Annotated in this window: 14 protein-coding genes; 4 read left to right on the top strand and 10 right to left on the bottom strand. The window is 63.6% G+C overall.

Features of this window, described 5'->3' with window-relative positions:
* Positions 1-8 precede the first annotated feature (8 nt).
* Together ACVJGD_RS20855 and ACVJGD_RS20850 are read right to left on the bottom strand one after the other, a co-directional pair.
* The gene (locus ACVJGD_RS20855) at positions 9-461 is read right to left on the bottom strand and encodes a DUF6691 family protein (protein WP_456636103.1); all 453 of its coding nucleotides are present in this window, start codon (positions 459-461) and stop codon (positions 9-11) included.
* Between the two features lie 8 nt (positions 462-469).
* Positions 470-895 (bottom strand): YeeE/YedE family protein, encoded by a 426-nt coding sequence (locus ACVJGD_RS20850; RefSeq protein WP_456636102.1) that lies wholly within the window; start codon positions 893-895, stop codon positions 470-472.
* Between the two features lie 132 nt (positions 896-1027).
* Here ACVJGD_RS20850 and ACVJGD_RS20845 point away from each other — a divergent pair, with 132 nt between their 5' ends.
* Positions 1028-1363 (top strand): ArsR/SmtB family transcription factor, encoded by a 336-nt coding sequence (locus ACVJGD_RS20845; RefSeq protein ID WP_456636101.1) that lies wholly within the window; start codon positions 1028-1030, stop codon positions 1361-1363.
* 33 nt (positions 1364-1396) lie between these two features.
* Here the strand turns inward: ACVJGD_RS20845 and ACVJGD_RS20840 are convergent, their stop codons facing one another.
* From ACVJGD_RS20840 to carA, 5 genes are all read right to left on the bottom strand, one after another.
* Complete coding sequence (locus tag ACVJGD_RS20840) at positions 1397-1702, bottom strand: protealysin inhibitor emfourin (RefSeq protein WP_456636100.1); 306 nt, start codon at positions 1700-1702, stop codon at positions 1397-1399.
* Positions 1703-1756: 54 nt separating this feature from the next.
* The gene (locus ACVJGD_RS20835; RefSeq protein WP_456636099.1) at positions 1757-2989 is read right to left on the bottom strand and encodes a M4 family metallopeptidase; all 1233 of its coding nucleotides are present in this window, start codon (positions 2987-2989) and stop codon (positions 1757-1759) included.
* 452 nt (positions 2990-3441) lie between these two features.
* Positions 3442-4896: a DUF1254 domain-containing protein gene (locus ACVJGD_RS20830; RefSeq protein WP_456636098.1), complete on the bottom strand. Its 1455-nt coding sequence runs from the start codon at positions 4894-4896 to the stop codon at positions 3442-3444.
* A 372-nt stretch (positions 4897-5268) separates the two neighbouring features.
* The gene (locus tag ACVJGD_RS20825; protein ID WP_456636097.1) at positions 5269-5796 is read right to left on the bottom strand and encodes a cupin domain-containing protein; all 528 of its coding nucleotides are present in this window, start codon (positions 5794-5796) and stop codon (positions 5269-5271) included.
* A gap of 116 nt (positions 5797-5912) precedes the next feature.
* Positions 5913-7103, bottom strand: coding sequence for a glutamine-hydrolyzing carbamoyl-phosphate synthase small subunit (gene carA / locus ACVJGD_RS20820; protein WP_456636096.1), 1191 nt, complete (start codon positions 7101-7103; stop codon positions 5913-5915).
* Positions 7104-7262: 159 nt separating this feature from the next.
* Between carA and ACVJGD_RS20815 the strand changes: the two genes are divergently transcribed.
* From ACVJGD_RS20815 to ACVJGD_RS20805, 3 genes are read left to right on the top strand one after another with little or no spacing between them, the layout of a single operon-like run.
* A complete protein-coding gene (locus ACVJGD_RS20815) occupies positions 7263-7964 on the top strand; it encodes an alpha/beta fold hydrolase (RefSeq protein ID WP_456636095.1) in 702 nt (233 codons plus the stop codon).
* A 59-nt stretch (positions 7965-8023) separates the two neighbouring features.
* Positions 8024-8479 carry a GatB/YqeY domain-containing protein gene (locus ACVJGD_RS20810; RefSeq protein WP_454631959.1) on the top strand — a complete coding sequence of 152 codons (456 nt, stop codon included), beginning with the start codon at positions 8024-8026 and terminating at the stop codon, positions 8477-8479.
* Between the two features lie 40 nt (positions 8480-8519).
* Positions 8520-10049, top strand: coding sequence for an FAD-dependent oxidoreductase (locus ACVJGD_RS20805; RefSeq protein WP_456636094.1), 1530 nt, complete (start codon positions 8520-8522; stop codon positions 10047-10049).
* A 162-nt stretch (positions 10050-10211) separates the two neighbouring features.
* Here ACVJGD_RS20805 and msrB read toward each other — a convergent pair whose 3' ends face one another.
* From msrB to ACVJGD_RS20790, 3 genes are all read right to left on the bottom strand, one after another.
* On the bottom strand, positions 10212-10622 hold the full coding sequence (gene msrB / locus ACVJGD_RS20800) for a peptide-methionine (R)-S-oxide reductase MsrB (protein ID WP_456636093.1): 411 nt from the start codon (positions 10620-10622) through the stop codon (positions 10212-10214).
* 30 nt (positions 10623-10652) lie between these two features.
* Entirely contained in the window at positions 10653-11372 is a 720-nt protein-coding gene (gene msrA, locus ACVJGD_RS20795) for a peptide-methionine (S)-S-oxide reductase MsrA (RefSeq protein ID WP_456636092.1), read from the bottom strand.
* Positions 11373-11783: 411 nt separating this feature from the next.
* Positions 11784-12893, bottom strand: coding sequence for an ATP-dependent DNA helicase (locus ACVJGD_RS20790; protein ID WP_456636091.1), 1110 nt, complete (start codon positions 12891-12893; stop codon positions 11784-11786).
* Between the last annotated feature and the right edge of the window lie 17 nt (positions 12894-12910).

Here is a 12910-nt window from a genome sequence, read left to right as displayed (position 1 = left end):
CTGCTCCTCTACTCGTAAAGTGGTCCTGCAAGCGCGGGCCGCCGGTCCGCAAGCGCGCGGGCGACAGCCATTCCGGCCAGCATGGCGATCACGAACAGGATCGACGCCGACGATCCATAGCCAAGCGCCACGAAGGCCGGGCCGGGACAGAAGCCGGCGATGCCCCAGCCGACGCCGAAAATCGCCGGCCCGATGATAACGCGAAGATCGAGGTCGGTCTTGGCGGGGAGACGAAATGTCCCGCCAAGGATAGGGCGTGGCCACTTCAGCACAAGGCGGAAACCGAGAAAGGTGACAACAACGGCACCGATCATCACGAACATGAGACTGGGATCCCACGATCCCGTGCGAATCGCCGCGAGATCGAGGAAGTTCAGGACTTTCGCCGGATTGGACATGCCGGAGATCAACAGCCCGAGTCCGAACGTGAGGCCGATGACGAACTGGATCAGGACAGGCATGGCGGGCCTCACGACAGATGCCGGATGACGAAGGTGGTCGCAAATCCCGTCACCATGAAGACGAGCGTGGCCACGATGGATCGAAGCGAGAGCCGCGATATTCCACAGACGCCGTGGCCGGAGGTGCAGCCACTGCCCCATACCGAACCGAAGCCGACCAAAACACCCGCCAAGACCAGAAGGACACCGCCGGTCTCGATGGCCTGCGGCGGAAGGCTGCCGGTCGCAACGCGCACCATGATTGGTGCGGCGACGAGTCCGGCGACGAAGGTGAAGCGACCGGCCCATTCGCGATCACTATAGGGCGGAAGCAGGCGGGCGGCGATGCCGCTCACGCCCGCGATGCGACCGGTAAACGCCATCAGCGCCACGGCGGAAAGGCCGATCAAGGCTCCGCCCACGAGCGCGGTGATCGGCGTGAAAGCGGTTGGCATCCTGCATTGCTCCCTTCGATAGCCGTCACCCGTTCAGGCGCAGCCTGCATCCGAAGTGCGGTGGTCTCGGCCCGGATCAGGTTCTCATAATTTCAGTTGATTATTATATTCGCAAATTCTAATATATCAAGCATGAAGAATCAGGCCAGGCGCAAGATTCCGGATACTGCCATCGTCGACCTCGAAGAGAAGGCCGAGGAGGCATCGCGCCTGCTCACCGCGATGGCGAATGCGAAGCGGTTGATGGTGCTTTGCAATCTGCTCGACGGAGAAAAGTCGGTCGGGGATCTGGCCGCCATCGTGGGGCTTTCCTCGGCCGCGCTGTCGCAGCACCTCGGCAAGATGCGCGCGCTCGACCTGGTCGCGACCAGACGGGATGGGCAGACGATCTACTATCGTCTGGCCAGCCTGGAAGTCCGCGAAGTCCTTCAGACGCTTTATCGGCTGTATTGCGCGCCAGCCGCTTGAGCAGCCAGTCCGACCGGCGGGCGAAGCGGCGATCTAGTGGCTCTTGAGATGGCGACGCAGCCAAGCCAGCAGCTTGGCGAACTCGGCTGACATCGTGGTATCCGATTGCGAAAGGACGGTTTCGCGTCCCTGATCTTCGATGGTGATCACGTAGCTCATCTCGTCACGAGCTTTTCCGGAGGCGATCGCGCCGGTAGGCGCCGCGATCGCAGCGTCCGCCAGCGCCTTGAGTTCGGCTGCCGATGGGCCGTCCAGCGTCGCGGCGTCGACGACCTGCGGCGGGCGCTGCAGATTGATGCCGGCCGCCAGACCGCCGCGCTGGACAAGGGTGACTTTCATGTCCGCCAACCTACCAGCGGTAAGGCCCAGGACAAAGTCCGATCCGCTCGGCGGCTAGTGCGCCTTGCTCTTGCTTTTCAGGCTCGCAACTTCCTTTGTCAGCATCGCAAGCTGGCCGGAAAGCTGCTCGATCTTCCGTGCGACATCTGCCGGATCTTCGTCGTGCCCGTTGCCGCTCGCCATCGCCTGTCGACGCATGCGCGTCGCGGTCCCGGCCAGGCTCTGAACACCGCTGATGCGGATGCCGACGTCCTTCCAGGCCGACAGCACCGCCTGCTGCTCGGCGCTATGCGTCCCATAGAGCTGGCCGGCCTTGAGGTAAGTCGTATCGGCGAATTCCTGAAAATCCGTCGAGGCCGTCGACGCCAACAGCGCCGCGTACCAGATATGGCCCGGCGCTTCCCATGCGAATCCGCCAATGCCGATGGCGGTCAGATAGAACGCCTTGTTCGGAATGCCCGAATTGATGTGCACGCCTCCGTTGTCGCCAACATCGTTGTCAGGCAGGTTCACGTATTTGCTCATATGATCCGGCTGCGGATCACGTCCCAGGGTGGGACTGTTGTAGGCCTTGCCCGGCTCCTTCAGCGACCGCAGCGCGTCGGCACCAATCGCCGGCGTGAAGATATCGGTCCCGATCAGCCAGTCGGCCTGAACAGCCGTTTGCTTGCCGACCCACTGCTTGACCAGAGAGCCAAAGACATCGGACATCGACTCGTTCAGCGCTCCGGGCTGGTTATGATATTGCAGTCCGGCGGTGAACTCGGTGACGCCATGCGTCAGTTCGTGCGCGATGACGTCGATCGACTTCGTGAAGTCGGTGAACAGCACGCCGTCGCCGTCGCCGAACACCATCTCGCTGCCGTCCCAGAAGGCGTTGTTGTATTCCGAACCGTAGTGCACATAGGCATTGAGCCGCATGCCCTGTCCATCAAGCGAGTCGCGATCAAAGACCTCGCTGTAGAATGCGCGTGTGTCGCCGAGCCCGTCGAAGGCACGATTGACCGCTTCGTCGTTCGCGGCCGGACCATCTTCGCTCCGGGCGAGCGCCGCCGCGGCGAGGAAAGTGCTGTTCGCGCAGTCGGAGATCGTGCGCCGGCCATGAGATGAGGCCGCCGCGGCCGATGCAAAAAGGCTCCGGACGCTTCGCTCGCCGCGCAGACGCGAGGTGGCCAACAATGTGCGCAACGCCGCGTCGCGCACCCTGGTGTCGGAATTGTCGAGCAGTTTCTTGAGAACGTGAGGGGGCGTAATGCAATTGACGCAACGACAGTAACTTGCACGCATGACAATCTCCCATTTGTAAGAAGCAGAACAACAATGAAGCGTCGTGCAGTCGGGCGATTGTCTATCTAGGATTGAGTCCGTTAAGTGAGCTGGCTCACACGGTTCTCGCAAGTTACTGTGATGATCCGCAGAGATCGGTCAGCCTCGCTTCCACAACCGGACCAGAGCACGATGAGATTAGATCAGGTTGCCTCCCGGATGCGTGCTGCGCTCCCTCTCCCGCTTGCGGGGGAGGGCCGGGGTGTGTTTCCGCGATGGGACTATCCGTGGGGAGAGAGCCCCCACCCGGCGCTTCGCGCCGACCTCCCCCGCAAGCGGGAGAGGTGAAGCGAGCTCGCGGACAGGCCGATTCGACCAAATGGCATCATGCTCTAGCAGGCCATCTTCGCCCATCATCGGGTCGTTTTCGGCACGGAGCACCGACGCGAAAAGCATCGACGCTCCGTCAGGATTTACTGTGCCGACAATCCCACCGTTGTCTGCGTCTTCACGACGGGCGGAGGATTCCATTTTCCGGTCAGCGCCTCGGACTTCGGACTGTAGAGGCGCATGGTCAGGTTGAAGGGGCCCTTCGGCGCCGGAAGCCAGTTGGCTTCCTTGTCCTTGCCCGGGCTTTCGTTCTGGAAGTACAGGTCGAGCGAGCCGTCCGCATTGTACTTGAACGGCATCCAGCTGCTGACGGCGAAGCGGTTCAGCACATTGCCGACCTGGAAGCCTTCCGTGTCGTAGAGCGTGATCGACCAGAATGCATTGACCGGCGGGGCAGCGCCCTTCTCGAACGTGATGGTGTATTTGTTTGCACCATCGAGCGGCTTGCCGGTTTCGTCGCCGAGATTGAGCGGATAGATGGCGTCCTCGGGCAGATTCGCCCCGAGCCCCAATTGCGCGACGATGGCACGCTTCAGATAGTAGTTGCCGTAGACACCCATCGTATCGGTGTTCATCGACCAGCCATTCGCGACCCGCGCCAGAGTCGGCACCTTCCAGGCCATCAGCTTCTGCGCGTCCTGCGGGGCGGTCTCGAAGGCTCGCTGCAGGACAGGATCGATCCTGCCGATATCGAAGCTCTTGCCAGGCTCGATGCCGATCTTCTTCATCTGCGCGATGATCGGCTCATCGGTGATGTGCGGCGGGTGAAGCTTCAGCAGTTCGGCGGCATAGGCGAAATACACGCCGGCCGTCATCGTATCGACCTGGACCTTTGGCGGCGTCTTCATGTCGACGCTCGGGTCGGGCTTGAACTCGACGGGCTTGGGCGTCTTGCCAAATTCGGACAGCGGCGCGACCTTGTAGCCCGCCTGGATCTTGTGAACCGCATCGTAGTCCGCCGGTCCGTCCGTCTTGGTACGGCCGATGACCCAGACATAGGGCGTCGGCACTTCGATCCGTTGCGTGTCCTTCGGGAGCTTGAACTCTTCGACAAACCTGTCGCGCAGGTCCGGCCGCCAGCCGGCGGGCGTCAGCAGGAAGGTGCCCGCCTTGGTGCCCGTCGTTCGCCACCCCGGCGACGCAAAAACATCGGTCCACATGTCCAGCATTGGCAGCAGGTAGTAGCGCCCATCGGTGTCGGGCACCGAGATCACGACGGGCTCCTTGGTCATGTCGAGCCATGAAGAGGAATACAGCGTGTCGAAGTTGGAGCGCACCACGCCTTTGAAATCCGCCGATGGATATTCGGGCACGTTGACGAATGTGTTCATCGGCCCCTTGAGACCGGTCGTGCCGTTGGTCAATTGCTTCCGCGTCACATCCATCGACAGGATGGGGTAGAAATAGATGTAGGCGTCCACCGCGATGGCGTGTGCTTCCTGCTCGGTGATTGCAGGCGCTGCTTGTGCCAGCGCCGTCGGCGCAGCCGCCGCGCCCAGGCAGAGAGACAATGTCAGCGTCAGAATTCCTCGAAACATGTCGACTACTCCTCAACTGATGTGCTGTCGTGATTTGTGGGGGTGGCCGGCCTCTACAACTGTTGGATGCTTCGACTTCGACGTGTTCGCGCTCAAGCACGGAACGTCGCGTGCGCAAGAGGGGATGCAGCACTTGCTGCATAAGACGCCGTATGGCGCCTGCAGATTGTTGAATTAAATGCTAAAGAACCATCTGTCGAAGAACGACTGTTCGACTACCTCCACGAGCAGCAATCTAGCACAAGCGCGAAATGTGAACCAGTCCGGTCATCCGCGTTGCGTTGCGCCGTGTGCTCGCTGATGGGCATTCCCGCAGGCTTCCCGTTTTTTTCAGTCGCGCGACCGCCCTCGCGACGACATTTGGCCGCACGGTCAGCCGCGCTTCCATAGCTTCACCAGCGGCCCGTTCTCGCCCATCACCGGATCGGTCTTGGGTGTCGCGACCTGCGGGATCGTCTTCAGCGCTTTGGCGTGATTTTCGGGCGTCGGCCGCGTGATCTCCATCGGTGGTCCCGGCGGATAGGCGCCGACCACGCAGAAATCATCACTTGCGGAAATCAACTGGTGCCCGGTGCCGGCAGGCAGGATCGCGACATCGCCGGCGGAGATCTCCAGCGCCTTGCCGCGCTCGCCGCCGAACTGCACGCGCGCGCTTCCCCGGGAGACGCCGAGCACTTCGTGGACGGTCGAATGATAGTGCACGTAATCGAAGATGCCGTTGCGCCACATCGCGCCCCAGCCATTGGCGCCGAACAATCCTTCGATGGTCTTCTCCGGGTGGTCGTTGTCGACCTCGACGGTAGCCTTGTAGACCAGGAACGGCAGCCGATTGTTCGGTACCAGGCCGTCATCTTCGAAGACGATCGTGAGCGGCTTTGCGTCGGCTTTGACGACGGGCATGGAAGCCTCCCGTAGAGTGGGCAAAGCGAAGCGTGCCCACCATTGCGAGCGGAATGTTGATGGTGGGCACGCTGCGCTTTGCCCACCCTACAACCCCGTTTTGGCCGCCTACGTTCCTACGCGCGCCTCTTTTCGCGCATCAGGTCGGCGAAGCGCTTGAAGAGATAATGCGAGTCGCGCGGGCCGGGTGATGCTTCCGGGTGATACTGCACCGAGAACACCGGCTTGCCGTCGAGCTGGATGCCGCAATTGGAGCCGTCGAACAGCGAGACATGGGTCTGCGTTGCGCCCGCAGGCAGCGTTGCCTGGTCCACGGCAAAGCCGTGGTTCATCGAGGTGATCTCGACCTTGCCGGTGGTCTCGTCCTTCACCGGATGATTGGCGCCATGATGGCCCTGGTGCATTTTTCTGGTCTTGGCGCCGACAGCAAGGCCGAGCATCTGGTGCCCTAAGCAGATGCCGAAGGTCGGCGTCCCGGAGTCGATGACCTTCTGGATGACGGGCACGGCATATTTGCCGGTCGCCGCGGGATCACCCGGGCCGTTGCTCAAGAACACGCCGTCCGGGTTCATCGCCAGGATGTCTTCGGCGGAAGTCGTTGCCGGCACCACCGTGACCTTGCAGCCGACGCCGGCGAGCAGGCGCAGGATGTTGCGCTTGATGCCGTAGTCGATCGCGACCACGTTGAATTCGGGATGGGTCTGCCGGCCAAAGCCCTTGTCCCATTCCCACGGCGTCTCGTCCCAGGTGAAACGCTGGCCGGACGTGACCATCGGCACCAGGTCCATGCCTTCGAGGCCGGGCCATTCCCGCGCTTCTTCCTTGAGGCCGTGCAGGTCGAACCGGCCTTCTTTCGAATGCGCGATGACGGCGTTCGGCATGCCCTTGCTGCGGATCAGCGCAGTGAGCGCACGGGTGTCGATGCCCGAGAGGCCGATGATGCCGCGCGCCTTCAGCCATTGATCGAGATGGCGGGTGGCGCGGTAGTTCGAGGGATCTGAAATCGCGGTGCGGAGGATCACCCCGCGCGCGCCCGGCGTTGCCGCCATGTTCACCGTCTCGATGTCTTCGTCGTTGGTGCCGACGTTGCCGATATGCGGGAAGGTGAAGGTGATGATCTGCCCGGCATAGGAGGGATCGGTCAAGATCTCCTCATAGCCGGTCATGGCTGTGTTGAAGCAGACTTCGCCGACGGCCTGGCCTTCCGCGCCGAGGCCAAAGCCTTCCAGCACGGTGCCATCGGCGAGCACGAGGAGCGCGGTCGGCTTGAGGTCCGGCCAGGCTGATGCGTTTTCGGATGTGGTCATGAGCCCTTTACATAGTTCCCACATCCTGCCGCGTCAAAGCGAAAGGGTGTCCATTCACACGGGTTTTTGCGCCTATTTGACTGGCGGTTCCGGGGTTTTAAGCTAGGGTTCCCGCCATAGCCTCGTTTCCCGCCAAGATTGCCTGGTTCGGAGCCCCGCATGGACAATACGATGCCGATCCTGCTCGTCCCGGGCCTGGTTTCTTCGCCGCGGATCTTTGCCCCGGTCGTGCCGGCGTTGTGGCGGTTCGGGCCGGTCACGGTCGCCAACCACATCCGCGACGACCATATGGGCGCGATCGCGCGCCGGATCCTGGCGGAAGCTCCGCCGCGCTTTGCGCTGGCCGGGCATTCGATGGGCGGCTACATCGCTTTCGAGATCATGCGCCAGGCGCCGGACCGGGTGGCAAAGCTGGCGCTGATCAACACCCAGGCCCGTCCCGACACGCCGGAGGCCTCCGAGCGCCGCCGAGGCATGATGGCCCGCGCCAAGAGTGGCGATTTCCGTGGTGTGCTGGATGAGTTGTTTCCCGGCTTCGTGCATCCGTCGCGGCGCGAGGATGCGAGCCTGCGCCGGCTCGTCCACGACATGGGCGACGATGTCGGGGTCGAGGGGTTCATCCGCCAGCAGACGGCGGTGATCAGTCGGCCCGACTCGCGGCCGACGCTGGCCTGGATCAAGTGCCCGACTTTGGTGCTGACCGGTGACGAGGACCACACCATCCCGAATCCGCTGTCGGTAGAGATGGCGAACGGCATTCCCGGCGCAAAGCTCGTGATCCTGCCCAATTGCGGGCACCTGCCGCAGCCGGAACAGCCCGAGGCGACGGCGGATGCACTGGTCGAGTGGCTGCGGAACTGAGGTTGTTCTCGCGGAACGAACGGCCTAGATGAGGGGTTTGATCATTCAAGGATACCGCCATGCTGCGCGACGACATCAACAATGCAGTGAAAGAAGCCATGAAGGCGAAGGAGGAGCGAAAACTCTCCACGCTGCGCATGGTGAATTCGACCATCAAGAACGCCGATATCGACGCGCGTGGCCAGGGTAAGCCGCCGCTTTCGGATGCCGAATTACTTGGCGTGCTGCAGAAGATGATCAAGCAGCGCCAGGAAGCGGTCGAGCTCTACGACAAGGGCGGCCGCGCCGAGCTCGCCGCGCAGGAGCGCGAGGAGATCGCGGTGATCTCGGCCTATCTGCCGAAGCAGATGTCGGAGGACGAGGTGAAGACCGCGATATCGGCCGCGATCGCCGAGACCAATGCTGCCGGCGTCAAGGACATGGGCAAGGTGATCGGTGCGCTGAAGGCGAAGTACACCGGGCAGATGGATTTCGCCAAGGCGAGCGGCTTGGTGAAGGCGGCGCTGGCGGGATAGGCTTCAAGCGGGACCAAGTTTCAAACAAGCGGAGGAAATCATGGCCGACCAGCAAGCCCAGCCCTCCGGTCCCGATCTGTCGCAGGGTGTGGAGCCTGCCGACTTCTCCGACGCGACCCTGCTCGGCCATGTCGGCGACGAGGACGTGCTGCTGGTGCGTTCAGGGTCGGACGTCTTCGCGATCGACGCCCATTGCAGCCATTATCACGGGCCGCTCGCGGAAGGCCTCGTCGTCGGCGAAAGCGTCCGTTGTCCCTGGCATCACGCCTGTTTCGATCTGCGGACCGGCGAGGCTTCACGCGCTCCGGCCTTGAACGCGCTCGCGGTGTGGAAGGTCGAGCACGAGGGCGAGCGCATCTTCGTCCGCGAGAAGGTCGAGCAGCCCAAGCCCCGCGTGAAGGGCGTGATCGATGCGCCCGGCCGCATCGTGATCGTGGGTGGCGGCGCGGCGGGATTTGCCGCCGCCGAGATGCTGCGGCGGCAGGACTATCGCGGCAGCATCGTGATGCTGAGCGGCGAGGCGGCAGCGCCGGTCGATCGGCCGAACCTGTCGAAGGACTACCTTGCCGGCAGCGCACCGGAGGATTGGCTGCCGCTGCGGCCGGACGATTTCTATTCGGACGCCGCGATCGATCTGCGGCTCAAGACCAAGGCTGCGTCGATCGAGCCGTCGGCGCGCCAGGTGGTCCTCGCCGATGGCAAGGCGATTGCCTACGACCGGTTGTTATTGGCGACCGGCGCGGAGCCGGTGCGTCTCCTGATCCCGGGCGCGGACCAGCCCCATGTCCATCTCTTGCGCTCGCTGGATGATTGCCGTGCGATCATCGCTTCCGCGAGCGGCGCGCGCCGCGCGGTCGTGATCGGCGCCAGTTTCATCGGGCTCGAGGTCGCGGCATCGTTGCGGGCGCGAGACATCGAGGTCCACGTCGTCGGGTTGGAGCAGCGGCCGATGGAGCGCGTGCTCGGGCCTGAGATGGGCGACTTCGTCCGCAGCCTGCATGAGGAGCACGGCGTCGTCTTTCATCTCGGCGACACCGTCACCGCGATCGACGGCAAGCGCGCGACCTTGCAGAGCGGCGGCGTGCTCGAGGCCGATCTGGTCGTGATCGGCGTCGGCGTGCGGCCGCGCCTCGCGCTGGCGGAAAAGGCAGGACTTGCGATCGATCGCGGCGTCACCGTCAACGCCTATCTGGAAACCAGTCAGCCCGGCATCTATGCGGCGGGCGATATTGCTCGCTGGCCGGATCCGCATTCCGGCGAGAACATCCGCGTCGAGCACTGGGTGGTGGCGGAGCGCCAGGGCCAGCTAGCTGCGCGCAACATGCTGGGTCAGCGCGAGGTCTACGATGCGGTGCCGTTCTTCTGGAGCCAGCATTACGACGTGCCGATCAACTATGTCGGCCACGCCGAGAAGTGGGACGAGATCGAGGTCGATGGCGATATTGCCGCGCGGGACTGCGTGGTGCGGTACAAGAGAAGCGGCCGCGTGCTCGCGGTGGCGTCGATCTATCGGGATATTGCCAGTCTCGAGGCCGAGCTCGCGATGGAGCGCAGCGCGCTGGCGGCGTAGAGGTGATGAGATTGGATCGGCTGCGCTCCCTCTCCCGCTTGCGGGAGAGGGCTGGGGAGAGGGTGTTTCCGCGATGGGACTGTCCGTGGGGAGAAAGCCCTCACCCGCTGCGCTCTTCGAGCACAGCGACCTCTCCCGCAAGCGGGAGAGGTGGAGTACCCGTTACTTCGGCTGCAGCTTCAGTGCTGCCGAGTTGATGCAGTAGCGCAGGCCGGTCGGGCCGGGGCCGTCGGGGAAGACGTGGCCGAGATGGCCGCTGCATTTCGAGCACAGCACTTCGGTGCGGACCATGCCGTGGCTGACGTCTGTCTCCTCGTCGATATGGCTTTCCGTCGCCGGCTGCGTGAAGCTCGGCCAGCCGCAGCCGGAATCGAACTTGGCATCGGACTCGAACAGGGTCTGGCCGCAGCCGGCGCAGACATAGGTGCCCTTGCGGTGCTCGTGCTCGTACTCGCCGGTGAAAGGACGCTCGGTCGCCTTCTCGCGCAGCACCGCATACTGCATCGGCGTCAATTCCTTGCGCCATTCGGCGTCGCTCTTGACGACCTTGTCTGGGGTCTTGGTGTCGGACATCTAACCTCCTTGAAGTGAAAGCGAGGTCGCTTAATTCGTGACCTTGGTGTTGCCGACCAGTGTCGGCTTCTCGATGTAGTTCTCCGCGAAGATCTTCTTCAGGTTCTCGACCTTCGGGATGTCGTTATACGCAATATAGGGTTGGTTGGGGTGCAGCGTCAGGTAGTCCTGATGGTAGGCCTCGGCCGGATAGAACGCCTGCAGCGCACCGACCTTGGTCACGATCGGCTTCCTGTAGACCTTGGCGGCATTGAGCTGGGCGATATAGGCGTCCGCGACCTTCTTCTGATCGTCGTTGGTTGTGAAGATCGCCGAGCGGTACTGCGTGCCGGTGTCCGGGCCCTGGCGGTTCAACTGCGTCGGGTCGTGCACGACCGAGAAGAAGATCTGCAACAGCTTGCCATAGGAGACCTGCTTCGGGTCGTACTTGATCTCGACGGATTCCGCGTGCCCGGTCGTGCCGGTCGAGACCATGTTGTAGTCGGCGGTCGCCTTGCTGCCGCCGGCATAGCCGGAGACGGCGCTGACGACACCGGCGGTGTGCTGGAACACGCCCTGCACGCCCCAGAAGCAGCCGCCCGCGAGCACCGCGGTCTGGATGCCATCGGCGGCCTTGGCGTCGGCCGTGGGGGTGGGAATGATCACGGCGTCTTCAGCGGCGCGCGAAGGGGCCGCGGCGAAGGAGGCGATGGCCAGCGCGCCGAGGGCGGCAGCGCCGAGCGACAGGCGGCGGAACGGGCGAGTGGACATGGTTTCCTCTTGGGATGCGAGGGTAGGGGCCAGTCTAGAACGGAAGCCGGGTTTCGGAAATCGGGCGGTCTTCCCCTGGATGTCTGGAAATACGGGCCGGGGACGGGGTTGTTACGGCCGGACGGACACGAGTCTGTGAACCAGGGCGCTGCAGGCGGATGCGAGGGCGGCGCCGCCGGTGGCCTCATCCTTCGAGACGCGCTTCGCGCTCCTCAGGATGAGGGGAAAGCTGGTCGCTCGGAGATGGAGCAGCACACGCTTGTCTACCCGCCCTCGTGCGGCTGCCGCCCCTCATGGTGAGGAGGCGCGAAGCGCCGTCTCGAACCATGAGGCCCGGATCTCGCCCGCGGCCATCCCACGAGATGCCGCTTTCGCGGCTCCTCGGGATGAGGGCTGAATGCGCGGAGATACCTACACCACCACACTCAGCCGCTTCGCGGCGCGGGTGATGCCGGTGTACAGCCACCTGGCGCGGCTGTCCTGGAACGCGAAGCTTTCGTCGAACAGCACGACGTCGTCCCATTGCGAGCCCTGCGACTTGTGCACGGTGAGCACGTAGCCGTAGTCGAATTCGTCATAGGGCTTGCGCTGTTCCCACGGGATGGTCTCGATGGCGCCGCCGAAGCATTCGCCGCGCACCGAGACCTTGGTGACCTTGTGGCCGAAATCCTCGTCCGGCATCACGCGCATGGTGATGATCTTGGATTTCGATTGCGCGCGCGCCTTCACCCGCCATAGCCCGCCATTGAACAGGCCCTTCTTGCGGTTGTTGCGCAGGCAGACCAGCTTGTCGCCGGCGACGGGCAAGGGATCCTCGATGTTCTGCCGTTGTCGCATCCGCATGTTGTAGGCGCGGCGGGTGTTGTTGCGGCCGACCAGCACCTGGTCGGCGTTCATGACGCGCTCGGGATCGAGCTCGTTGCGCGGCACCACCTCGCTCTCGCCGTGGCGACCGATCTCGAGCTCGCGGCCTTCGCGGATGTCCATCGACATCCGCACGATCGGATCGTCCTGCGCCTGGCGATGCACCTCGGTCAGCATCGCGTCGGGCTCGGCATTGGTGAAGAAGCCGGCGCCCTGGATTGGCGGAAGCTGCGCGGGATCGCCGAGCACGAGCAGCGGACAGTCGAACGACATCAGGTCGCGGCCGAGCTCGGCGTCCACCATCGAGCACTCGTCGATCACGATCAGCTTGGCTTTCGATGCCGGCGCGTCGTCCCACAATTCGAAGGTCGGCTGCTCGACGCCGGATTCGCGGGCGCGGTAGATCAGGGAGTGGATCGTGGAGGCGTTCTCGCAGCCCTTGTTGCGCATCACCAGCGCGGCCTTGCCGGTGAAGGCCGCAAACTTCACCTCGCCGTCGACGCCTTCAGCGATGTGGCGTGCCAGCGTGGTCTTGCCGGTGCCGGCATAGCCGAACAGGCGGAAGATCGGCGGTGTTCCGTTCCGGCCGGGTTTTGCCTTGAGCCAGTCGGCGACGGCTTGCAGCGCAGAATCCTGATGCGGCGTAAAGGTGGTCATGGGTCTCGGGCGGAGAG

The sequence above is a fragment of the Bradyrhizobium sp. USDA 10063 genome, from assembly GCF_054063735.1.
The sequence above is the reverse complement of the archived record's forward strand: the minus strand, read 5'-3'. Positions and strand labels throughout refer to the sequence as shown.

Excerpts from the sequence above, each read along its gene's own strand:
- msrB (WP_456636093.1), bottom strand. The coding sequence starts at position 10,622 with ATGTCCGACACCAAGACCCCAGACAAGGTCGTCAAGAGCGACGCCGAA.
- ACVJGD_RS20845 (WP_456636101.1), top strand. The coding sequence starts at position 1,028 with ATGAAGAATCAGGCCAGGCGCAAGATTCCGGATACTGCCATCGTCGAC.
- msrA (WP_456636092.1), bottom strand. The coding sequence starts at position 11,372 with ATGTCCACTCGCCCGTTCCGCCGCCTGTCGCTCGGCGCTGCCGCCCTC.
- ACVJGD_RS20805 (WP_456636094.1), top strand. The coding sequence starts at position 8,520 with ATGGCCGACCAGCAAGCCCAGCCCTCCGGTCCCGATCTGTCGCAGGGT.
- ACVJGD_RS20790 (WP_456636091.1), bottom strand. The coding sequence starts at position 12,893 with ATGACCACCTTTACGCCGCATCAGGATTCTGCGCTGCAAGCCGTCGCC.
- ACVJGD_RS20850 (WP_456636102.1), bottom strand. The coding sequence starts at position 895 with ATGCCAACCGCTTTCACGCCGATCACCGCGCTCGTGGGCGGAGCCTTG.
- ACVJGD_RS20825 (WP_456636097.1), bottom strand. The coding sequence starts at position 5,796 with ATGCCCGTCGTCAAAGCCGACGCAAAGCCGCTCACGATCGTCTTCGAA.
- ACVJGD_RS20810 (WP_454631959.1), top strand. The coding sequence starts at position 8,024 with ATGCTGCGCGACGACATCAACAATGCAGTGAAAGAAGCCATGAAGGCG.
- ACVJGD_RS20855 (WP_456636103.1), bottom strand. The coding sequence starts at position 461 with ATGCCTGTCCTGATCCAGTTCGTCATCGGCCTCACGTTCGGACTCGGG.
- ACVJGD_RS20840 (WP_456636100.1), bottom strand. The coding sequence starts at position 1,702 with ATGAAAGTCACCCTTGTCCAGCGCGGCGGTCTGGCGGCCGGCATCAAT.
- ACVJGD_RS20830 (WP_456636098.1), bottom strand. The coding sequence starts at position 4,896 with ATGTTTCGAGGAATTCTGACGCTGACATTGTCTCTCTGCCTGGGCGCG.
- carA (WP_456636096.1), bottom strand. The coding sequence starts at position 7,103 with ATGACCACATCCGAAAACGCATCAGCCTGGCCGGACCTCAAGCCGACC.
- ACVJGD_RS20815 (WP_456636095.1), top strand. The coding sequence starts at position 7,263 with ATGGACAATACGATGCCGATCCTGCTCGTCCCGGGCCTGGTTTCTTCG.
- ACVJGD_RS20835 (WP_456636099.1), bottom strand. The coding sequence starts at position 2,989 with ATGCGTGCAAGTTACTGTCGTTGCGTCAATTGCATTACGCCCCCTCAC.